The organism is Enterococcus sp. DIV1283b (assembly GCF_051710965.1).
Lineage (GTDB): Bacteria > Bacillota > Bacilli > Lactobacillales > Enterococcaceae > Enterococcus_B > Enterococcus_B lactis.
Genome location: NZ_JBIOLR010000001.1, coordinates 2,440,343 through 2,460,021 on the forward strand (window position 1 = coordinate 2,440,343; position 19,679 = coordinate 2,460,021).

Genomic DNA, 19,679 nt, shown 5'->3' on the forward strand with positions numbered 1-19,679 from the left:
AATGTCAAAGGACTAATATAGTTTGATTACTCGTGACAACACACTTGTTATCGCATCAATCATTATTCACTAATGAGTGGAGTGGTTAAACCTTTTTAATAACGAACGGTATTTATGGACTATGGAATGAATGCGATAACATGCTTATTTTATAAAAAATTTTTTTATTAAGTCAATAGAATTAATATCCATGTATTGCACATATTATTTCTATTTATATTATAAATAACATTTATATTGTACTATACTGCTCCTAGAATAGGATATTTTATTTTATAAAGTTAAATAAATATCCTTAATCCGAACATCATTCACTGCACCTTCACCATTTGCTTGATTACAACGACGGAAAATGACATCGATTTTCGTGCCTTTTTTCACCCATCCTAGATTCACTGTGACATCCATACCTAAAGCATCGCCACCTTTGTATCCATATGCTTTCTTCACATCAGGTCGTTTGATTCCTGGCGAAGCAACACGAGTAATTTCTTTTGTAGTACCGTGTTCCATGATCAAGATTTCCGCATACTTACCAATTTGACCATCTGGTTTATCTGGTACTAGCCAACCAGCAATATTCACCTTTTTATTTCCAACAAATTTGAATCGTTCCAACTTACCATATGCATTTCCCTGATGTACTACTTTACTTGCTGTTACTGCTTTATCATGATCGGAAGGTGTTTGTGGTTTTGGTTGCTGTACTTGTACTGATTCTACTTTCACTTGATTACTTGAAGTTTGACACTTACCTGATGTGGCATATGCTTTCCAAGTATTTTGATCACCATAAAACGTATTTTGGTCATATGGTGTCGAAGTATATTGCCACATAGCAGCATTGGACCAATGTTTCAAAGCTGGAAATTGGGCTTGATAAGCTGCTACCCATAGACCATAATCAGCTTTAACAATCTCTGAGAAATCCTCTTCAAATAAAACAGAAGCGGACGTATACACTAAAGCTTTGATACCTGTTTTTTGTTGGATACGATCCAACATTTGTTTTAAAACGCCTGTTCCTTGCCGTCCATACATTTCATAATCTAAAACGAGAATTCCTTTACCAATGTAACCTTGAACATTATTAATAAAGAAATCCGTTTGAACTTGCCAATTTGAACCGTCAATAAAATGATACACACCAAAAGGTTTTCCAGATTTGATAGCTTGTTGAACAAACGGATCGCAATAGCGATCAACAAAATTACACCCTTCCGTTGCTTTAAACATATAAGCATCTGCAGGATAATCTTTAATATTTTTTGAACCGTTATTATTCGATAAATCTACTACTTTCAATGTCATTTTTCATCTTCTCCTTCATCTAATTCTTTGATTCCATGGTTGGTTTGTTTCCATAACTGATCGCCATACACTGTAATTCCCACCGCTACAATGGCTACAAAAAAGTTAAATACAGTATACCCACCAAATAATAGTGGTGTACCAATACAACTAATAACCGTAAGTGCCAAAGGAATTCCCCAGTTAGGGAACTTAGGAATTTCCTTTAACACTTTTCCTGCTACATATAGTCCACACATTGCAAGAATCATTTCCGTTGAGAGTGATTCCATCAATCTTCACCTCCTTTCAGAGCATAAAAAAGAAGCACAAAATCACTTTCGTACTTCTTTTTCAATCTCATTTACTTTGTCTTCAATTCGTTTCATATCAGAACTCATATTCATAAACCCATTTTTTAATTCATTCAACGTGGCTAAAAAATCTCTTCGATCTTGTTTTGAACTATTTCTCTCATCTTGTAATTCTTTCCGATAGGAAAGGATCATCCGCCATGCAGCAAAAATGATAATCCCTACTAAAATAATGGTTAATGGTAAAAAAATAAGCCCGTCTATTGCGACTAACTTAGAAAATACTTGATCAATGCCTTTCATATCTTCCCACCTGCTTTCTATTCAGTGAGAATCTCTTTCGCTTCTTCTTTTGTAATACTTCCTTGTGCAACATAGCTCATGACGTCCGCTTTTGTATACACACCTAAATCATAAAAAAACTGAATATCTTCTTTACTTGGATACATTTGGCACGCCTCCTTCTGTAATTACTACCTCATTTGGAAATACAACATCTTGAATTCTTTCCACCATTTTTTTCAGTTTTGTTAATTCTTTCATGGTATTCGCTGCTACCTGATTGGAGCGAACATACAGATCATAAGGAACTCCTTTCACCCAAATCCACTGATTGTTTTCCCAATCAAAACCTGCAATCATCACATCTGGTCCTTTAGGTGGTTCTACTTCTGTAAATGGTCGTGAAGTCGTTGATTCTTTTGGTGCAAACCAGACTTCATAACTTTGTCCGACTACTTTATAAACAACTTTCATATTTTCATTCATAAATCTTCCTCCTAATGTTTAAATACTTCATTCCATAATTGTTGAATTTGTGTTTGCATTCGGTCAATGGTAGGGTCTCTCTTGTAATAAAGCAGATCTGTCAAATAAATTCGATAAGTAAACTGCAACGTAGTTTTTCCATAGTATAAAGAAGTATATGCCCCTTTTTCACCCATCATGAGAATATTCACTCGTCCTTGTGAATCTAAGAATTGTTCACTTCCATTTTTTACAACCGAAGCAGACATTGTTTGAAATCTTTGTTTTGTATTTCTTTGGTATTCTTTCCATTGTTCTAAATGATTGTCATACCATAGACTAGCCATTCCTCCTTGTCCGTTACTCCAACTATCAGCTACCGTTCCATGATAACCATACCCATAGGTACTTGGAGTGATCGAAACTATCCCTTTTTCAGTCAATTGAACTTGTTGTTCTAAGATATTTGTACCTAATGCTTCATAGTAATCTTCTCCTAACCATCGTTTGATTTCCTCCACTACATTCCATTGGATGCGTAAATAAGGATAGTTAGGATTATTATCAGAACCAGATGAACTAGAATTATATGTTCTAGTTCCACGTAGAGCTTCATAACCAATTGCATTGACTGCACTTGGATAAGCATTAACTTCAGGATAACGCGTGTAAGGAGTCGGCATTTCAAACCTATTTTCAGAAAGAAAATTGACTTGACTAGCAATATTTGGATTTTCAACCATACTACCGACCACTTTTCCTTTAAAATCAAGTGACCGTGATACCTCGAAATAACCTTTTGTAAATGCCTCAATCAATTCTTTTTTCGTGAATAATTCATTTTCATCAATGAGTTGCAATAATCGATTGGTTTCTGTTTGTGTAACTTCTACTTTTTGACCAAGCGTTTGAACTTGTTCAGTCAATTGTTGCACACTTCCCTCTAGAGAAGGACGAAGGGCTTCGATGGCTTCTTTTTCTCTTTCAGCCAATTCAAAGACTTCTTTTTTCACTTGTTCAAAGTCTTTGATGTAGATCTCACTCGCTTCTTCGATTTCACTGTCAATCTTCGAACGAATAATCGTAAAAGTGAAGGCTGATTCATCGCTGTGCGAACCATCTTCGAAATCAAGATATACATAGCCTTTTACTTCTCCTTCATAGTTCAACAATTGTTCAGGCAGTGGATAGGTCACAATTCCGCTTTCCGAATGATCGATAACTGGTTGACTATCGATTGCAGTGAATTTCTTTTCTTGGCCATCTTGTTCGATAGTCAGTAAGATTTTAAATATGGTATTGGTGAGATCAACAATTTTGTAATCTTGATCACGGAACAAAAATTCTAATGCGGCAGAACCTTTGTCGTAACTATAAAAAACAAATCCTGTATCTTGTCCATGTCTGCCCTTTACTTTTGTATTGACTTTCATTCGACCGATTTTTTTAAATGCCATTCGTTACACCTCCCTTCTTAATAAAAAAGCCATCCTACTCAGTTTCATCTTGAGCTAGAATTGCTTGTACTTGCTTTTTCAATTGTTTTGGCACTTCGTCGATGTTTTTTATACCTTTGCGAACTAAAGAAGCATACACATTAGCCATTTTGAACACCTCCTGATTTGGACTCATAAATTTCCGTCATTGCAACTTGTAAATCTGTCACTTGATTATTCAATGCTTCGCTACTCTCTTTGAAAGCTTGATTTTCTTCTTGTACTTGTTCAAGTTGTTGTTCTGTCTTACGATGGATTTCTTCCAACAATTCTAATTTTTTAGAGAAATCTTGCGTGACTACTTCCTCCCATTTTTGTTCACTCGGATTCCAAAATTGACGTTCTAATGGAATATCTGGTAATGGTGGTACCGATGTACAAGGCAAATTTTCTGGATAGTCATCTGGTACTTCTCCTAAAACTCTCCCACCTACTGGATAAAAATATTCATACATTGTTTTCATACTTTCTTCCTCCTATGCTCTGATTACTTCTTGTATATGAACTTGATCTACTCCCCAAGCAGGTACCGAACTGTTTGTATAGTTAGTGCCTGTGACTAGAGTAACTTTGTCTCCTGCATTAAATTTTCTCACGACAAACCAAGCAACATCATTTCTCCAATTCAAATCACCAGCAATTCCTGCCACTCTCCAATCAGCTGCTCCATTTACTCTCATTCCTAAATAAGCATAATACTTAGCATATTCTGTTTGACAACAAAACTTCCCATCAAATTTCAACGTACATTGTTTCAAAATAGTCAACGTCTTATTATCAGATGACAAAATAAAGAAATCATTATTTTTTGACCGCTCATTATCATAAGCATACAGATTTCCCCATTTTAAGGTTGTTCCATCTGCCACAGGTACTTTGGATAGTTGGCCTCCTTGTAGCGTCACACCAAACATTTCTTTGGCAAGATTTATTCCTTTTACAGTTGGGGTTTGCAAAAAATTCTTGAAGCCATCAATGGATTGATTGCCAGAAGTTTGCACTAATTCTTCTTTTCCTTCAATAGCATTGACATGTGTTCTTAAAAATTTAGGCACACCGTTCTCTGTTAATTGAATAATTTTTCCTAAAATACTCGACATTTATTGTCCCTCCTTATGGATGATTTCCTAATCTCCCTGCATCATAATCAGCTATAATTTGGCGAATTTTTTGATATTCTTCAGGTGTTAACGAAACATTAGCGTATGATCTACTTTGATTTCTCAGCTTCTTGTCAATTGCTTCATCTAATCCTAATACAGCAGACACATGTGTCGTAGGCATGAATTGACGTTGTACCCCTGACTCATCCGTTTCCATCATTCTTTTCTTCTTAACCACTGATTTCACCCACTTTTTCTAATGTAAAAACATTTTGTTTTTTATCATCAATTGTTGCAATAATCAATGCTCCATCTATTTCTTCGCATGTCACATCAGAAAATTCTTCTACCTCATGAGTGGTAGAAAACAAATCATCTTGTAAGATATCTACCATTTCAATTTCACTATATTCAATGGTAAATAAGCTTGCTCGTAATTTTTGATATAAATAATCCATATCTGCAAGCAAACGTTCCGAAATTGAATGGTTTCGTTTTCCTTGAATATCTACTCTAGCATCCATCAATTCCGCAAGCATTGTTCCACCAGGATCAATCGTTTTTAAAATATCCTTGATGGATTCAAACCATGCTGAATAATCTGATTCCTGTTCTTGTCTCCAACGGTCGAATTCTTCTTTTCTCGCATTCATCCAATCTGTAAAATCACCTTTATTTTCATTGATAAAAGCTGTCATATCAGCAATTAAATCTTCAATTGATTGCCAATAAGAACCCATTTCTCCTTCTGTTTTTGAAACAGCATTGATGACAAAATAAGAGAAGTCTTGAGTTGTTCCAATCAAGTCTTCTCCTTTAAATATAATGAAATTGGCTGTTTGTCGATGCAGACACTGCATGGAATAGTTATCAAAAATATAGTTGATTTTCCCTTTTTTAGCATCCACAATTTTTGTTTCTAATTGAACTGAATATTTTTTGCCAACAACTGATTCAAAATATACCTTACAGTCTGATAAATCATATGGAAGACCATTTTCTACAATTGTAGCTTCCATAACTTCAGTGTTCTTATTGCCTTGTCGAACTTGAATCATCCCCACATAATTATATGGTTCTGTTGTACTTAAAACGACATTCCATTTACTCATAGAATCACCACCTTAAAATTGGATATAATTTCTTGGATTCTCAAAATCAACAACTGGCTGTGGCCAATAATTTTTCATAATTTGAAAATGTAGATGTTCTCCTGTAGAAGGACCTGTTGTTCCCATCAAGCCAATTTGAGCGCCTTTCTGAACCTTTTGTCCAACAGAAACATCAATACGAGACAAATGAGCATAACCTGTCCACTTCCCATTATTATGTTTAATAACCACGTAATTACCATACCAGTCATAATAATTAGCACCAGCCTGAACAACTTCCCCATCTAATGCTGCAAAAATAGGTGTATTAGGATTTCCATTTACAAGATCAATTCCATTATGGAATTCTTGGCCACCATTTATTGGACTAGTTCTCCATCCACATTCTGAAGTAACTGTCACTGGTTTTTGAATTGGGCAAATGAAATTCCCTCCAGGTTCTGGACTAGTTAATCCATATAATTTGTTATACCAAGATTGGGCATAATTTTGGCGTTCTGGATGTGCAGAAGCTGGGCGTTCGAAGTTCATTTCAAAAGCATATGCTGCACTTTTGGCGTCATTGATCGATTTAAATCCTGATACTGTGGTTGGATTTACTTTTCCGAGCCATTGACCGTTTAACATACACCAATCTAATAATTTTACTTGGGCTTCAATGCTTCGATAATCTTCTTGAATCCCTGCGGTGTTCATCAAACGCTGAACATACTCTCGTCCGTTCCAAGTTGGTGATCCAACTAACGGATAAGCAGAACCATCCCATTGAACAATCCCATAAGCTGGACCACCAAGTTGTTCTGTATCAGGGTTCATGCTTGCTCCGACTTCACCCTGAATATTTCCTAGAATACCTGCGGATGCATATTCAGAATAACCACGAGCTTTCAGCATTGTCCAAATTTTCCATGCTCTTTTTTCAGCTTCCGTCGTCAATTGAGGAGGGATGGTTCCAGGATCACTTCCTCCACTATTGTTCCCTGTGATTTCTTTTCCTTTGACTGTGAGTTTTCCTTGTACATCTAAGTCTCCAAAATAAATTGCTTTCCCATTTCCCAATAAAACTAACCCTTTACCGACTTTAGGAGAAATCAAAATATATTTGCCGTCTCCATTTGTACGAATAACTAAAGAATTATCTTCAATAGGTGTGGGAGTAGAAGCTCCAGGAAAAGGATTACCAGCAGAATCAGTTGTTCCAATCGTTCCAATTGAACTATTAGAATTCCAAAACTCCATTCCTTTTTTAGTTAACTCCATTATTTTCTTTTTGTTATTCCAAATTTGAAGTAGTCCATTAACTAATTTCAATACATCTCCAGTTTTATTAAAAGAGTTTTGAAAGATATCTGCCTTTATTAATCCTGTTTGAATAAAATTAGCATTGAATATACTATCCAATGTCCAAGCAGAATTAAAAGGACCATTCCAACCATTTTTAGAAAAGGCAATTCCATTTTTGTTCATTCTTAATACTTCTTTTGCCTTGTTTAAATCAGGGCTATCCATTATAAAAATATTTGAAGGTTTTTCTTTTGGCCATAAAACTACATAACCGCCTGCATTTCCTTGACCTGCAATCATAGAGGACACATAATCATTAAAACTACTCATATAATTATTCGTAGCATAATCTTTTAATTTATCTTGAATAGTTACAGCTTGTTGTTGATAAAAAGCAACTTGAGTATCACCAGCTTCCAATTTCAAAACCTTTTCAGATAATGAATCATATTGAACACCGCTAACTTTCGATTCAAAATATAGTTTATATTTTCGATGATATATTTTAAACGTATCAAATAACCCATAATTTCTTATCTTAGCGAATTCTTTTCCTTCTTCTGTGTCCGTTAATTTATCGAACTCAACGGTAATAGAAATCTTCGGTTTATCACAGCCTGGATTAATTATTTTGAAATAATTCTTAGCTATTTTATTTAAACTATTAACATCTTTAACTCCCTGTTCTTCTGTGAATTGAACGTGTTCTGTATATACATCAGGATAATTATTAATATATTCGCTATCTACTGGCGAGCCATAAATTCGGCTAGTTGTACCTGTATCACTTTGAGGATCAGCATAAGGAATAATTCTTGTTTTCACGCCTGTCCAATCTAACTTAACTTTTAATCCAGATAAATCTTTTCCATATCGGATTGTTCCAATATTGTCACGGCCTCTTCGTTTTAATAAAGATAGCTTAAATGGCTCACGTTTAATTTCTCCGCCCCAATACTGCAGTAAAGATCCTTGTTCGCCAGCAATACAATTTAAAACATTTCTTGCTTCAAAAGTTGTGCTTGATACAGTTATAATATCAGAATATAAGCGTATATCTGATTTTTTATCCATATTGTTTTCAATAATTGCCATTGCTTCTCGACCAGTTTTAGAGTCCACTTCCGCAAGAGTGACTACCCGTCTTCCAAGTCGATTTGTACGACTCTGAGCATAAATAGTTACTGTATTTAAAAAAGTATCTATATCTTTATCATCAATAAAAAAGATATGATACTCTTCTTGATCGTTTGGCTTTGCTTTTATTTGATAGTCATTTTCAAAATATTCATCAAATCTAGTTCCTAAAGGATAATCCAACTCTAATTCATATTTTCCATTAGCTACTTCATATATTTCACATCTTGTACAATCCTTTAAAATTCCTAAGCCATTCGTTGAGAAATCTGTTTCAGTAGGACTATATATTCTTGGTTTCATACTTTTCTCCACCACCTAGGCATTATTTCAAATGAATGAATATTTTTCGTCCATTTAATTTCATTTTTTCCAGGATATAAAAATGGAAAATCTAAAAATAAGGTGACCTGATCCTGATGTTCTAAATTACCATCTAATTTTCGATAAGCCTCTTCTAATTTAGAATCTATAAATAATTCTCTGTCCAACGATTTCAAATCATATTTATCCTTATTAATATAAAAAGAAGCATCTCCAGAACCACTCAATTTAATAAGCGGTTTTGAAGAATACTTCTCTGGGTTATAAATTTCAAAAGTTTCTGTTTGTCGAATAGTAAATCTACCATTGTAATTTTCCTTAAATGGTCGAATACTCACTGTAAATTCAAAAGGGACAATATTTCCTGTTTTTCTTGTTCCTTTAAATTCAGGTCCTTCTATTACTACAGCTTGATAAATATATTGTTCATCATAGTAAAGAATAAAATCACTATAAGACGACATATCTAACCATTCAGTGATTCGATCTTCCCACTCCTGCACCATATCAATTGAAGGTGCTTTATAGTAACACTCAATCTTTCTAGTCACATTTTTGTAATAGCCTTTATCAATAATGATAGAATCATTTCCTTCTCGCTCTCTCAATTCAATTACTCGACTAGCTGAAACAGAAGCAGGCCTGTTTTGAATATACACATTAAATTCAGAAGAATAATGTTGATTAATAAAAAATTGTCCTCTCTTAAGTTGCATATAATGTTCCTCCTACTGCACCAGCATCTCGTTTCATTTGTCTTGTCAATTCTGTTTTAATTTTTGTAGTAATCTTTCGAACCATTGAATCAGGTAAATCTCCATAAACATTTAAATGTAAATGAATTTCTTTTGTTTCACTAGCAGATATATTTTGCTTTGTTTGTGTAATTGGTAGGTGACTTATTCCATTTACTACAGGTTGAACAGACGGTGTTTTTACTAAATTTGTCATGGTTTGATCTAACTTACTTTGCTCTTTATCAATACCAACGATAATACCTTGAACAATATTTTTACCAACCATATCACGCATCCATCTTGATGGAGAATGAATATCTAAAGCTCCTTTAATCCAATTTTTGATATTACCTGCAATACCTTTGATAGTATCTTTCAAAGCATTCCACTTTTCTTTTACACCATTTATAAGTCCATCAATGATGTTCTTGCCAATTTCAAATAAATTGACTTCCCTTAACGAATTAAAGATTTCTTTTACCCGATTAATAGCATTTGAAACACCATTTTTTAGATTTGTCCATGCATTTTCAGCAGAATTAACAATTCCAGTAACAATATTCCAGAAAGAGTCCTTAATGTTATTCCATGTATTAATCATGGTATTTTTTATAGAAATCCACGTATTGTATGCCGTATCTTTAATATTTTTCCAAGTATCTTTGAAAAACTGTTTAATATTATTCCAAGTAGTAATGGCATTATATTTTAAATCGATCCAAGTTTGAATAATAGAAAACTTCAATTCAATCCATTTCTGAATTGCAAAATATTTTATATCAATCCAAAGATTAATAAAAAAATACTTTATGTTTAACCAAATCGATTTAGCTTGATTTACCACTTCATTCCAAATATTTATCAATGTAAGCTTGAACCCTGTCCAAATATTGAGTGCAGCAAAATAAATATTTGTAAAATAACTTACAAATATATTCTTTATAGATTCCCAAATATTTATGGCACTTTCTTTAATATTATTCCAAACAGCAATCATATTATTTTTTGTTTCTTCCCATCCACCAGAAATCATGGAGGTAATAAACAAAACCGGCGCAAGTATAACATTTTTTAAAATCTCAAAGACGTTTTTACCAATCTCAACTAAATTATTCCATAAGGTCTCTAGATAAAAAGTAACATGTAAAAATGCATTCTTTATACCTGTAATCAATGGACCAGCAACTGACATAATAGAGTCTTTGATTCCATTCCATTTTTCTCTGGCTGAATCTTTTATACTTTGCCAAGTATCAGAAAACCATTTCTTCATATTAGACCATGCATTTTTTACACTATCGACTGCATTTCTTGAAGTCTCTACTGTTTTATCAAATAAACCTGTGGCCCCATCCTTAATACCTTTCCAGGTGTTAGAAAACCATTCCTTTGTTCCTGACCAAACATCTTTGACACCCTCAACTGCATTTGATGCCATTTCTTTAGCAGAATTCCAAGTATCAATTCCCCAGTCCTTTATATTTTTTAATACACCAATTACGGAATCTTTCACATCATTCCAAATAGATATAACCTTGTTTCTAAACTCTTCATTGGTTGCCATAAAGTAACCAAAAACAGCTATTGCACCAACGACTGCACCAATAATTAAAACAAATGGATTAGCAGCAGCTATTGCCCCCATAATCTTTAATGAATTTCCAACGCCAATTATGGCATTCTTAAAATTATTGAAGCTTTTTATTATTGCTGGTATACCTTTAAGTTGAAACATTAACGCTCCAAAAGCGGTAGCTGCAGGAACAAGAAAGGGCATCATGAATTTCAAAGCAGAACCAAATTTTTGAATTTCGTTAAATAAATTACTTAAAAATGATACTGCTGTAGGAATATTTGCAGCAATTACTTTTAAGAACGATTCCATTGAACTGCCCACTTTATCAATAATTCCCTTAAATCCACCTAAATCTGAATCTACTAATGCTTTATTTAATCCTTCTATTACTTCACCAACACCACGTGTAACGGCTGTTTTTGCATTTTGTATAGAGGTTTTAATTCCCTTAGTAGAATCTTTAGCGATTTGACTTAATGATTTAAGTCCTCCGCCACCTTTGGTATCCATTTCTATTAATTGATTTTGGAATTCTTCAACAGAAATCTTACCTTGAGATAAACCTTCTTTCAGATCTCCCATTGTAATTCCCATCTTTTTAGCAATGGCAGAAAGAGTAGGTCCAAGTTGAGCGTTGATCATTGAGTTCCAAGTTTGTGCGTCTACTTTTCCGTTTGAGAAACTTTGAGATAATTGAATAACAGCTTCATTAACTTGATCAGTTGAACCACCGAAACCAAGAATTCCATCATTTAAAGCTTTAAATATTTGAGTTGAACGAGTTAAATCACCTGTAGAAGAAGCAAGAAGTTGAACATGACTTATCGCATCATTCAAAGCAGTAGGAAGTCCTTGAATACCTTGAGATAAAAGCCCATTCTTTCCGATATTCTTCATAATTTCTGAATTACTAAATCCCATATTTTGGAAATTTCGTAGAGCGTTATTCATCGTATCTACTCGATCAACCGCTCCACTTATGGAACCCTTGATTAGATCAAAGCCAGCTCCTACGATTCTAGTTACTCCGCTAGCTAGAAAACTTCCAGCAAATATTTTCCAAATACTACCTAATGAACTGCCACTATTTCTACTTTTTCTTTCGATTGTTTCATCAAAAGAGTTCAACTTTTTGACAGCATTATTCATACCGGCAGTAAAACCAGATTCATCTAGTATCATCTTCAGAATTAGGTCATCGTTATTCAAAGTATCACCTCCTAAAATTGGGTGAAGTTATCGTAGTACTCAACATCCTCATGCTCTTTTACTGCATCTCGAAAAGCAAAAAGACGCATTAACTCGTCAAAGTCAGTACGTTCAATTTCTGGTAACGTCCAACCTGCTTCGAGTAATTGCGTCTTTAAATCTAATTCTCGATAAGTAATCGAATGTTTAAAAAAAGGATATTTGAGAGCTTCGCTTACTTTTTTTTCGTTTCTGTATAAGTTTCATCAAAGCCTGCAGTAACAGATTTTAATAACTTACCTGTCAACGAAGCAATTTCTCGAGCATCGATCCCTTGACGATAATCTTCACCAGTAAACTGTCCTTCAAACAAAGTATCTGCAATAAATGAATAAGCTCGACTTAATGCTTCTGATACTGATTTTCCATCTACAGCATTTTGCATTCCCTCCATTACTTCTGCTGCTTCTTCTACGACTGGGCCTGGTAGAAATTCAGCAGATTTAAATTGTACTTGCTCATATTTACCTTCTTCATCTTTTTTCGTTAATTTAATCGTTGTTTGATATTTTGACATTATTCTGTACCTCCTGAAAGTTCTGCTTCTTCAATTGGAATTGCTACTTTTGTAAACCAATTTTCGATCATTGCTTTATCCACGCCTTCATCATCTTCATCAACTGAATACATATATCCAAGTCCTGGTACATCTACAAATGAACCCTTCCAAGTTGGATGAGTAAAACTTACTTTACTTCCTTCAATCGTTGATGTTTCATCTGAATCTAGAGCAAACTGTCCTTTATAAAAGACCGTATAACGGTATTTCCCATTCGATTTTTTACGTCTATATGCAAACGCACCATCTTGCGCAATATCTTCTCCAGAACGCAAGGCACCACCTTTAACAATTTTCCCTCCAGTAATTGTAGATAAAACTTTATGAGTATATCCATTTGCTTCTAGTTCAACTTCTGCACCACCAAAAGCTGTAAATTGATCTTGAACCACTGAATCCCCATAATCTTGTGTTGTTTCATAATTAGCTGTTGGTTTGATACTTACTGCTGTTCCCATTGGCAACGCAGTATCATATACCGGAAAATTCCCTGTCTCATCTTTCAAAGGAAACCAAGTAGGTTTTTCGACAGAAATAATTCCGGTTTTACTTCTTTTTTCTCCCATTTATCTTTCACTCCATTCAATATATTGTGGAAATTCTAATGTAAAACGAATATGTTGAACACCATCTGTTTCATCAGGTAAATAGGCTTTTGGAAATAATATTTGCTCATCGATTGTAATCGTATTAAAAAAAGTCCCACAACGTGAGACTAATTCATTAATTAAATTTCTATTAGGTTTATTATCAATCAATGCAATATCAATTAAGAAAGAAACATTTTGAATATCAATTCCTACATTTTCAGTTCCAGATTCCATTACTGATAAAACGAAATAAAAATCTTTAGTTGACTGCATAACTGAATCAAGATATATTGTCCCATCAGGATAGATTTCTTTTAATTTTCTACTGATTGCAGCAATGATTTTATCTTTCATGTCATTTTCCTTTCTTAATAATCTTTATAGACATCTGCTTGAATCTTCTAGGAATATAAGTCATATTTGCTAAGTTCGTTGCACGAGTTAACATGAATTTCCCTTTAACAAAGCCACCATTTTTAGTCCTACGACCTTCTTCTACATATTTAAAATAATGTTCATTGTTTATAACTGCTCCAACAATTCGACCGCTTGATAGCTTTCTAGCTTTTACTACTCGATATCCTCTCCTTAAATTACCTGATTTTACAGGAGTTAATGGTTTAGCTAAACTAACAACTTTATTCATTGAATCGTTAACGAAGGATATTCCTTCTTTTTGAGCAAGTTCAGTCATATTTTTAAAGTTTTCAATGATTTTTTCTGCATTAGATTTATATTTGAGATCACCCATTTTTCTCACTTCCTATCAAATTCACTTCACAATGACTAGGATAGTAAAAAGGCTTAGTAGCAAATAAAGAAAAAATTAAGCCACTAGCCTTTTGAGTTATTGTTATTCGATCTCCTTTTTTTAGTTTAATCTTAGGATGAACAAATAATTTATATGTGTCAGTCGAAACGTTTACCATCTCTCCATCTTCTATGACTGCTAGTCCATTGATTTGACCTTGTGAAAGAGCGCAAGAGATAGGATTATCATATACTTTTTTGTAATCTTGAATAGTAATATTTGTATTAGAATTTTCAATGTCCGTTAGTCTTTCGATAATACAACTATCTTCATAAGTAGTTTCTAAAATATCTGCTTCATTCATTAAAAAAACTCCAATCCTCCACAACCAATAACTCTTCGTATCAAATCACCATATCCTAGAAGCAACTCACTAACAGCATTTGTTGTTGAAGCATAACTAATCGTTGTATCACCACGTCTAACTGAAGATACTGTTTTTTCTGATTCATATTTTATTATTTTATACAACACTTCACTGATCACGCTTTTTAACTTTTCCCATGAAATATCATTTTTACAAGTGTTGTATGATTCAATTTCTAGTAAAATTATTTCTAATAAATTAGTTATGCGTTCTTCACTCAAATCTGGAAATTCTTCTTTTGTAGATTCAATAATTTCCATTTTTAGTGATTCATCCATCAGATCACGTCCTAAATTCTATTAACATCAATTGCTTCTTCCAAAATTGCAATTGCTTCTTTATCATCTATAGAAATATTAAATTCGTTATTTGAATCTGCTGTGATAAATCTGCGAGTTTTTGGATGAACAAACCCAACAAAATTTTTAGTTTTACCTACTCTATATTTCACGACTTCATCTTTTTTTACCACTGTAATTCCTCCTATCAAAAAAGGGAGTACTAACTCCCTTATTCAGACTTTAAATTTAAAATTGCCCCAGAATTTGAAGCATTGTATTCAAGAGAGTATTCACCTACAAGACCGATACGTCTTGAATCAGTTGTTTTTGCAAGTTCTTCTGCTCTCCATTCACGTAATGGACGTAGTTTCACATAATTAGTATCGATTGCGGCAATTGTTCCTTTTGGCAATGATGGTTCTAGTAAAGCAATACCTGTACCGTAATTAGACACGATATTTCCAATTTGCAATCCAAAAGTTACTCTTTCCCCGAACTGAACAATTTTTGTTGATTTTCCATCTAACTCATCAGTCATTAACTCCTGCATATCTGGAGAAATCAAGCATAGTTTTTCTCCCATATAACCTTTTTCATACATCAATTTGAATAAAGTATCGATATCTTTTCTTGTTACTGCACCCGCAGTGGCTGTTTCTGCCTTATTTGCTGAATTGATCAAGTTCAAAATCCCATTCATTCGACGACCTTTAGAACCATTTTCATCAGCTTTTACACCAGTAATCAATTTTCGGTTCAAATCAATTTTCATTTCCATACCACGTAGTGCTACTTGATTAGTTAATTCATTTCCGACTCCATTCACATTAATAGCATCTAATGTACCAGATACAGAGGTTGATTTTCTAAAAATTTCAGTATAGTTGTTAAACCAAGTTCGACCTGATTCAGCATCTGGATATTCTCCGCCCTCAAGCTTTTCAGAAGAATCATCGTTGTTGATATCATATTCACGCCATTTAATTTCTGTCGAGTTTGCTGGCTCTGTTTTTCCAGCACCAAGTAAATAGCTTAAAAAAGGTGTATTTGGTACTTGCATAGCATTAATCGCTGGTGAAATATCCAAATACTCTAAATTATTTAAAGATGTTTTTTTCATAATTTTTCACTCTCCTAGTTAAATTGTTGAAGAATTTGTCCTAATTGTTCTTCTGGATTTGTAAATGTTTCATTATTCTGCTGAACTTGGTTATTCGATTGTTGAGTTCCACCAAATGCAGACTTCATTTGTAATTCTTTTAATGCATCTGCATGTTTCTCATTGATTGCATTCAAAACACTTGTAAAACCTTCAACAGCATTCTTAGTGAAATCTGTATCCGTACTAACAAGATTATTTAGCATAAATTGAGAAATAGACTCTTTTAACTCTCCATCTAGTTCTAATCCAGCAATTTGTTCTGCAACAAATGCTTTATTATCACTTGTCACACGCAACGCTTTTTCTGCTTCAAATTCAGCTTGTAGTTTTTCCAGTTGAATTTGCTCAGGTGACTTGTTTTTCTTAGATTCCTCATATTCCTTGATGGTATCCTGTTTAATTTTATCTAAGTTATTTTGTTTCCAAGCTTCCAATTGTTTGTCGGCAACACTTTGAGATTGTGACTGAATAAATTTTTGAGCTTCTTCATTGGATTCCACAAAAGATTTGAAGTCATCCAAAGAAAACTTTTGATCGTCACCTTCGGCAAAGTATTGCAAATTCATTGGCATTAATGATTTGTGTTTCATGCTCATTCTCCTTTCGCCCCACGATTCGTTTTCACGCCCCGCATTGCTTTGAGTTTTAATAGTTGCGCCCCACCATTCAACCAAGCCCAGTATTGCGCTAGTTTAACGTCATTTCGGACAAAATAAAAAAGCCTAATTACTAGACTTTCCTTCTTTGTAGTCAGTTCTAACAACAACACATCCCATCTTTTCATACCAATTAACTGTTTCTTTTAAATTTGGTAATGTATGAGATAATAATTGAATCGTTAAATTAACGGTATTCTTATCAACTGGAGTATTATCTTGATAATTAACAGTTTGATCGCCAATAACCACGTAGGCATAATTGCCATTCCAATGATCTCTCAAGCCATTAGGATGGTTCTCAGACTCAATAGCTGTTTTGTAGGCTTCTGCAATATCAGCATTTACATTAATTGTTAGTACTGCTTCAAAAAAATCTTTCATTCTACTTCCTCCGTTTCAAATTAATTCCAAAAGAATCATGTGCAAACTCATCTAATAAATCGCCAAATAAACGGTCATATTCTTCATCAATATCCTTTCCTAATTTTGATAAATTAGGAACATCCGTACATCTACAACGACTATGGAAAGGTGCTCGATTTTCACCTATGACAGCATCTTTCAGTTTATAGGGATTCTTACTTGCCTTTCCTCCACAAATCCGGCAAACTCTCTCATCTTTTGCAGTCAATACGTTGTATTCCTCAATACCTGTTTCTAAATATGATTTTTCAATACCATCTTGTGCAAATTTTGCATACTCCGTTCGAACGAGATTTTCTATCGCTTTGTTATACTTTGATTCTTCTAACTTAAACATGTCACAAATTTCTGAGTCTAATCTCATGATATTTAATGCGTGTATAACGCCTTCTCCACTAGCAACACTTTTTACAATAGCATTAGAGAGTTTCTGTTCAAGCGATGAAATATTTCCCCAAAGTCTTCTTGAAAATGTCTTTCCTGACCATGGATAGTTCAAATAATGTTTAATTTCATTTTCTGGTAAATAATTTGGTATATCAACGTTTAAAAGTTGAACAAAAACATTAGCATTAGAAGAATATGTTCTTTGAAGAATTTCCTCTAAGCGATCAGAAAAATATTGATTCACATCTGCATCCATCGCATATTCTGCAAGAATTTTAAATACATCTGATCGTATTTGTAATAAGCGATTGACTTTTGCATAGTCAAATGGTGGAAAAAATTCATCGATAAACTCTTTGTATTTTGCATCATACATTTTTAATGACTTATAATTTTTTTCCACATATTCACGATATTTTTTCTGATTACTTGTACTATAAAACTCCATCATTTCTGGATAAGTGATATTGTGTAAGTCAGCTTGTGATAATAGTTTTGCTTGTATCTCTTTCAGTGCTTCAGGAAATACACTAGTTAATTTTTTAAGTGTCTGATTTTCTTGTTTGAACCTTGCTTGATCCTCCAGTTCTCGACGTTTGGTCCAATACTTCGTTTCTATCGTCACTATTGCCACCTCCGCCAAAATTGTATTCACTATCTGGATAAGCACTTCCACTTTCCAATTCCATCATTTCATTTTCATAATCAACATCTGTTACAAATGGAATTTGGCTCTGAATAGTTCGTTTGGATACGTATGGTGCAAGTTTAGGTAAAGCTTCAGCTAAATAACTTAAATCAGTTGGCAAAGATCTAGAGAAAGTAAAAATAATTTTTTCAGGCTCAATTTCTACTTTGTCATGAAACTTAAGAAAAGCAGCAATTGTTTCTGCACACTCTTTCAGTCCTTCCCTGAAATATTGTTCTTTAGTGTTTGTTTTTGCTTCTAAACTAATAATCTGCCATTTACGTGCTTCTCCAGAGCTATTTGATTTAAACACCTCATCATTAAAATCGATTGCTTTACAAATGGTATAGAATTGTTTTTTTAATAAATCCATATGATATTCATTGAAATCTTTTGCTAAATTTTTTGTGACATATTCCGCTTTTGCCGCGGGGTCTTTTAAGTTGATAATTCCTAGCTGATTCATCATTTCTTTAGCAGTGTCCTTGTCCATTGTTGTGCCAGTAACAAGCATATAAGCAAGCTTAAATTGTTCAATTTCATTTTGTTGATCAGATAGAGCACGATCAATTGCATCTCCAATTTCCTCAGCTACTTCAAAATCACAATAACGATTCGTATTATTTTTAAATTCTGCCAAGGTAATCGTCCCCAAAGGGTTATCGGTCTCATCAATTTTTTTGAACGTTCCGCTTGTAACAAAATTCAAATCACCATAGCAAGCATATGTCAGAATTTTATTTCTTGTCATAACTTTCATTTCTTGAAAAAATTTTTTCTGGTAAGAGTCATACTTTTCTTTGATATAGATTCCGGCATTTCCATATCTTTCTGCTCTCCAAGGTTCAATATTACTTGCTCTTAACTTCCAATCATCATCTTCTTCCACAGGCTCTAACAATCGGAAAGCTACTCCACAAGCTCCTTGAAAAGTTGCAGTTTCAGAATCAAGCATTGCGAATCTCATGGAATCAAGATTGCTTGTTAATTTGTTAAAAGCTTCTGGAACTGTTGGAAGTTCTATATCATTTTTTAAGAATTTATCTTTTAATCTTTGAATGAGTGTTCTTTTTTGTTCCGATACATCGTAATCCCATTTGATAGGTATACCAGTAAAATGATTGACTGCTTGGTCTACGACAATTGAATACATACCAGCATGAAGTTTATTATTAACTTTTACAATATCAGTGTTAGGCTTTGGTCTATTATCTATTTCATTCTTTTCGCTAGTATAAGCTAGATATTTTCTTTCGCGATCAGCAAAAAATGGTTTCATATCTTCTATAAAACCATTTGGATCAAACATTTCATCTTCAATTTGTGTTGCATATTTAACACGTAGCTTCTTATATCTCTCTAAAGATAATACTGTACTAATCAA

At 33.7% G+C, this 19,679-nt stretch carries 26 protein-coding genes; all 26 read right to left on the reverse strand.

All coding sequences use genetic code 11. The annotated features are described in order from the left end of the window. Nucleotides 1-273: 273 nt before the first annotated feature. Nucleotides 274-1,311, reverse strand: coding sequence for a GH25 family lysozyme (locus IGJ53_RS11925; protein WP_438750294.1), 1,038 nt, complete (start codon nt 1,309-1,311; stop codon nt 274-276). Beyond that, on the reverse strand, nt 1,308-1,583 hold the full coding sequence (locus tag IGJ53_RS11930; RefSeq protein ID WP_259741945.1) for a phage holin family protein: 276 nt from the start codon (nt 1,581-1,583) through the stop codon (nt 1,308-1,310). The genes IGJ53_RS11925 and IGJ53_RS11930 overlap by 4 nt, the downstream gene beginning before the upstream one ends. A gap of 42 nt (nt 1,584-1,625) precedes the next feature. Then, nucleotides 1,626-1,907 carry a hypothetical protein gene (locus IGJ53_RS11935; RefSeq protein WP_369904026.1) on the reverse strand — a complete coding sequence of 94 codons (282 nt, stop codon included), beginning with the start codon at nt 1,905-1,907 and terminating at the stop codon, nt 1,626-1,628. Nucleotides 1,908-1,924: 17 nt separating this feature from the next. Next, entirely contained in the window at nt 1,925-2,053 is a 129-nt protein-coding gene (locus IGJ53_RS11940) for an XkdX family protein (RefSeq protein ID WP_178243945.1), read from the reverse strand. Continuing rightward, nucleotides 2,040-2,372 carry a hypothetical protein gene (locus tag IGJ53_RS11945; protein WP_438750297.1) on the reverse strand — a complete coding sequence of 111 codons (333 nt, stop codon included), beginning with the start codon at nt 2,370-2,372 and terminating at the stop codon, nt 2,040-2,042. The genes IGJ53_RS11940 and IGJ53_RS11945 overlap by 14 nt, the downstream gene beginning before the upstream one ends. An 11-nt stretch (nt 2,373-2,383) precedes the next feature. Next, nucleotides 2,384-3,808 (reverse strand): BppU family phage baseplate upper protein, encoded by a 1,425-nt coding sequence (locus tag IGJ53_RS11950; protein ID WP_438750299.1) that lies wholly within the window; start codon nt 3,806-3,808, stop codon nt 2,384-2,386. Between the two features lie 34 nt (nt 3,809-3,842). Further along, nucleotides 3,843-3,956, reverse strand: coding sequence for a CD1375 family protein (locus IGJ53_RS11955; RefSeq protein ID WP_259741947.1), 114 nt, complete (start codon nt 3,954-3,956; stop codon nt 3,843-3,845). Next, nucleotides 3,949-4,311, reverse strand: coding sequence for a hypothetical protein (locus IGJ53_RS11960; RefSeq protein ID WP_438750302.1), 363 nt, complete (start codon nt 4,309-4,311; stop codon nt 3,949-3,951). The genes IGJ53_RS11955 and IGJ53_RS11960 overlap by 8 nt, the downstream gene beginning before the upstream one ends. Nucleotides 4,312-4,323: 12 nt before the next feature. Further along, nucleotides 4,324-4,947 carry a hypothetical protein gene (locus IGJ53_RS11965; RefSeq protein WP_438750303.1) on the reverse strand — a complete coding sequence of 208 codons (624 nt, stop codon included), beginning with the start codon at nt 4,945-4,947 and terminating at the stop codon, nt 4,324-4,326. A gap of 13 nt (nt 4,948-4,960) precedes the next feature. Then, nucleotides 4,961-5,188: a hypothetical protein gene (locus IGJ53_RS11970; RefSeq protein WP_438750305.1), complete on the reverse strand. Its 228-nt coding sequence runs from the start codon at nt 5,186-5,188 to the stop codon at nt 4,961-4,963. After that, a complete protein-coding gene (locus IGJ53_RS11975; RefSeq protein WP_438750307.1) occupies nt 5,181-6,062 on the reverse strand; it encodes a phage baseplate upper protein in 882 nt (293 codons plus the stop codon). The genes IGJ53_RS11970 and IGJ53_RS11975 overlap by 8 nt, the downstream gene beginning before the upstream one ends. A 12-nt stretch (nt 6,063-6,074) precedes the next feature. After that, nucleotides 6,075-8,786 carry a phage tail spike protein gene (locus IGJ53_RS11980; protein ID WP_438750309.1) on the reverse strand — a complete coding sequence of 904 codons (2,712 nt, stop codon included), beginning with the start codon at nt 8,784-8,786 and terminating at the stop codon, nt 6,075-6,077. Next, nucleotides 8,783-9,523 (reverse strand): tail protein, encoded by a 741-nt coding sequence (locus IGJ53_RS11985; protein ID WP_002349898.1) that lies wholly within the window; start codon nt 9,521-9,523, stop codon nt 8,783-8,785. The genes IGJ53_RS11980 and IGJ53_RS11985 overlap by 4 nt, the downstream gene beginning before the upstream one ends. After that, a complete protein-coding gene (locus IGJ53_RS11990; RefSeq protein WP_438750537.1) occupies nt 9,513-12,302 on the reverse strand; it encodes a phage tail protein in 2,790 nt (929 codons plus the stop codon). Before IGJ53_RS11990 ends, IGJ53_RS11985 begins: the two co-directional genes overlap by 11 nt. Before the next feature lie 241 nt (nt 12,303-12,543). Then, on the reverse strand, nt 12,544-12,885 hold the full coding sequence (gene gpG, locus IGJ53_RS11995) for a phage tail assembly chaperone G (protein WP_104807054.1): 342 nt from the start codon (nt 12,883-12,885) through the stop codon (nt 12,544-12,546). After that, nucleotides 12,885-13,493 (reverse strand): major tail protein, encoded by a 609-nt coding sequence (locus tag IGJ53_RS12000; RefSeq protein WP_438750312.1) that lies wholly within the window; start codon nt 13,491-13,493, stop codon nt 12,885-12,887. The genes gpG and IGJ53_RS12000 overlap by 1 nt, the downstream gene beginning before the upstream one ends. Further along, nucleotides 13,494-13,871, reverse strand: a complete 378-nt coding sequence (locus IGJ53_RS12005) for a phage tail terminator family protein (RefSeq protein ID WP_438750314.1) — start codon at nt 13,869-13,871, stop codon at nt 13,494-13,496. A gap of 1 nt (nt 13,872) precedes the next feature. Further along, nucleotides 13,873-14,268, reverse strand: coding sequence for an HK97 gp10 family phage protein (locus IGJ53_RS12010; protein ID WP_005874759.1), 396 nt, complete (start codon nt 14,266-14,268; stop codon nt 13,873-13,875). Then, nucleotides 14,261-14,632 (reverse strand): hypothetical protein, encoded by a 372-nt coding sequence (locus IGJ53_RS12015; RefSeq protein WP_438750316.1) that lies wholly within the window; start codon nt 14,630-14,632, stop codon nt 14,261-14,263. Before IGJ53_RS12015 ends, IGJ53_RS12010 begins: the two co-directional genes overlap by 8 nt. Continuing rightward, the gene (locus IGJ53_RS12020; RefSeq protein WP_438750318.1) at nt 14,632-14,973 is read right to left on the reverse strand and encodes a hypothetical protein; all 342 of its coding nucleotides are present in this window, start codon (nt 14,971-14,973) and stop codon (nt 14,632-14,634) included. Before IGJ53_RS12020 ends, IGJ53_RS12015 begins: the two co-directional genes overlap by 1 nt. A gap of 11 nt (nt 14,974-14,984) precedes the next feature. After that, nucleotides 14,985-15,185: a hypothetical protein gene (locus IGJ53_RS12025; protein ID WP_438750320.1), complete on the reverse strand. Its 201-nt coding sequence runs from the start codon at nt 15,183-15,185 to the stop codon at nt 14,985-14,987. A 20-nt stretch (nt 15,186-15,205) separates the two neighbouring features. After that, nucleotides 15,206-16,096 carry an SU10 major capsid protein gene (locus IGJ53_RS12030; protein WP_002312521.1) on the reverse strand — a complete coding sequence of 297 codons (891 nt, stop codon included), beginning with the start codon at nt 16,094-16,096 and terminating at the stop codon, nt 15,206-15,208. Between the two features lie 14 nt (nt 16,097-16,110). Then, on the reverse strand, nt 16,111-16,734 hold the full coding sequence (locus tag IGJ53_RS12035; RefSeq protein WP_438750539.1) for a DUF4355 domain-containing protein: 624 nt from the start codon (nt 16,732-16,734) through the stop codon (nt 16,111-16,113). Between the two features lie 126 nt (nt 16,735-16,860). Continuing rightward, the gene (locus tag IGJ53_RS12040; RefSeq protein WP_104807056.1) at nt 16,861-17,178 is read right to left on the reverse strand and encodes a hypothetical protein; all 318 of its coding nucleotides are present in this window, start codon (nt 17,176-17,178) and stop codon (nt 16,861-16,863) included. Nucleotide 17,179: 1 nt separating this feature from the next. After that, nucleotides 17,180-18,232, reverse strand: a complete 1,053-nt coding sequence (locus IGJ53_RS12045) for a minor capsid protein (protein WP_438750323.1) — start codon at nt 18,230-18,232, stop codon at nt 17,180-17,182. Beyond that, nucleotides 18,150-19,679, reverse strand: coding sequence for a phage portal protein (locus IGJ53_RS12050; protein ID WP_438750325.1), 1,530 nt, complete (start codon nt 19,677-19,679; stop codon nt 18,150-18,152). Before IGJ53_RS12050 ends, IGJ53_RS12045 begins: the two co-directional genes overlap by 83 nt.

Coding starts and splice junctions, on each gene's coding strand:
- IGJ53_RS11925 (WP_438750294.1), bottom strand. CDS start 1,311: ATGACATTGAAAGTAGTAGATTTATCGAATAATAACGGTTCAAAAAAT.
- IGJ53_RS11930 (WP_259741945.1), bottom strand. CDS start 1,583: ATGGAATCACTCTCAACGGAAATGATTCTTGCAATGTGTGGACTATAT.
- IGJ53_RS11935 (WP_369904026.1), bottom strand. CDS start 1,907: ATGAAAGGCATTGATCAAGTATTTTCTAAGTTAGTCGCAATAGACGGG.
- IGJ53_RS11940 (WP_178243945.1), bottom strand. CDS start 2,053: ATGTATCCAAGTAAAGAAGATATTCAGTTTTTTTATGATTTAGGTGTG.
- IGJ53_RS11945 (WP_438750297.1), bottom strand. CDS start 2,372: ATGAATGAAAATATGAAAGTTGTTTATAAAGTAGTCGGACAAAGTTAT.
- IGJ53_RS11950 (WP_438750299.1), bottom strand. CDS start 3,808: ATGGCATTTAAAAAAATCGGTCGAATGAAAGTCAATACAAAAGTAAAG.
- IGJ53_RS11955 (WP_259741947.1), bottom strand. CDS start 3,956: ATGGCTAATGTGTATGCTTCTTTAGTTCGCAAAGGTATAAAAAACATC.
- IGJ53_RS11960 (WP_438750302.1), bottom strand. CDS start 4,311: ATGAAAACAATGTATGAATATTTTTATCCAGTAGGTGGGAGAGTTTTA.
- IGJ53_RS11965 (WP_438750303.1), bottom strand. CDS start 4,947: ATGTCGAGTATTTTAGGAAAAATTATTCAATTAACAGAGAACGGTGTG.
- IGJ53_RS11975 (WP_438750307.1), bottom strand. CDS start 6,062: ATGAGTAAATGGAATGTCGTTTTAAGTACAACAGAACCATATAATTAT.
- IGJ53_RS11980 (WP_438750309.1), bottom strand. CDS start 8,786: ATGAAACCAAGAATATATAGTCCTACTGAAACAGATTTCTCAACGAAT.
- IGJ53_RS11985 (WP_002349898.1), bottom strand. CDS start 9,523: ATGCAACTTAAGAGAGGACAATTTTTTATTAATCAACATTATTCTTCT.
- IGJ53_RS11990 (WP_438750537.1), bottom strand. CDS start 12,302: ATGATACTAGATGAATCTGGTTTTACTGCCGGTATGAATAATGCTGTC.
- gpG (WP_104807054.1), bottom strand. CDS start 12,885: ATGTCAAAATATCAAACAACGATTAAATTAACGAAAAAAGATGAAGAA.
- IGJ53_RS12000 (WP_438750312.1), bottom strand. CDS start 13,493: ATGGGAGAAAAAAGAAGTAAAACCGGAATTATTTCTGTCGAAAAACCT.
- IGJ53_RS12005 (WP_438750314.1), bottom strand. CDS start 13,871: ATGAAAGATAAAATCATTGCTGCAATCAGTAGAAAATTAAAAGAAATC.
- IGJ53_RS12010 (WP_005874759.1), bottom strand. CDS start 14,268: ATGGGTGATCTCAAATATAAATCTAATGCAGAAAAAATCATTGAAAAC.
- IGJ53_RS12015 (WP_438750316.1), bottom strand. CDS start 14,632: ATGAATGAAGCAGATATTTTAGAAACTACTTATGAAGATAGTTGTATT.
- IGJ53_RS12020 (WP_438750318.1), bottom strand. CDS start 14,973: ATGGATGAATCACTAAAAATGGAAATTATTGAATCTACAAAAGAAGAA.
- IGJ53_RS12030 (WP_002312521.1), bottom strand. CDS start 16,096: ATGAAAAAAACATCTTTAAATAATTTAGAGTATTTGGATATTTCACCA.
- IGJ53_RS12035 (WP_438750539.1), bottom strand. CDS start 16,734: ATGAGCATGAAACACAAATCATTAATGCCAATGAATTTGCAATACTTT.
- IGJ53_RS12040 (WP_104807056.1), bottom strand. CDS start 17,178: ATGAAAGATTTTTTTGAAGCAGTACTAACAATTAATGTAAATGCTGAT.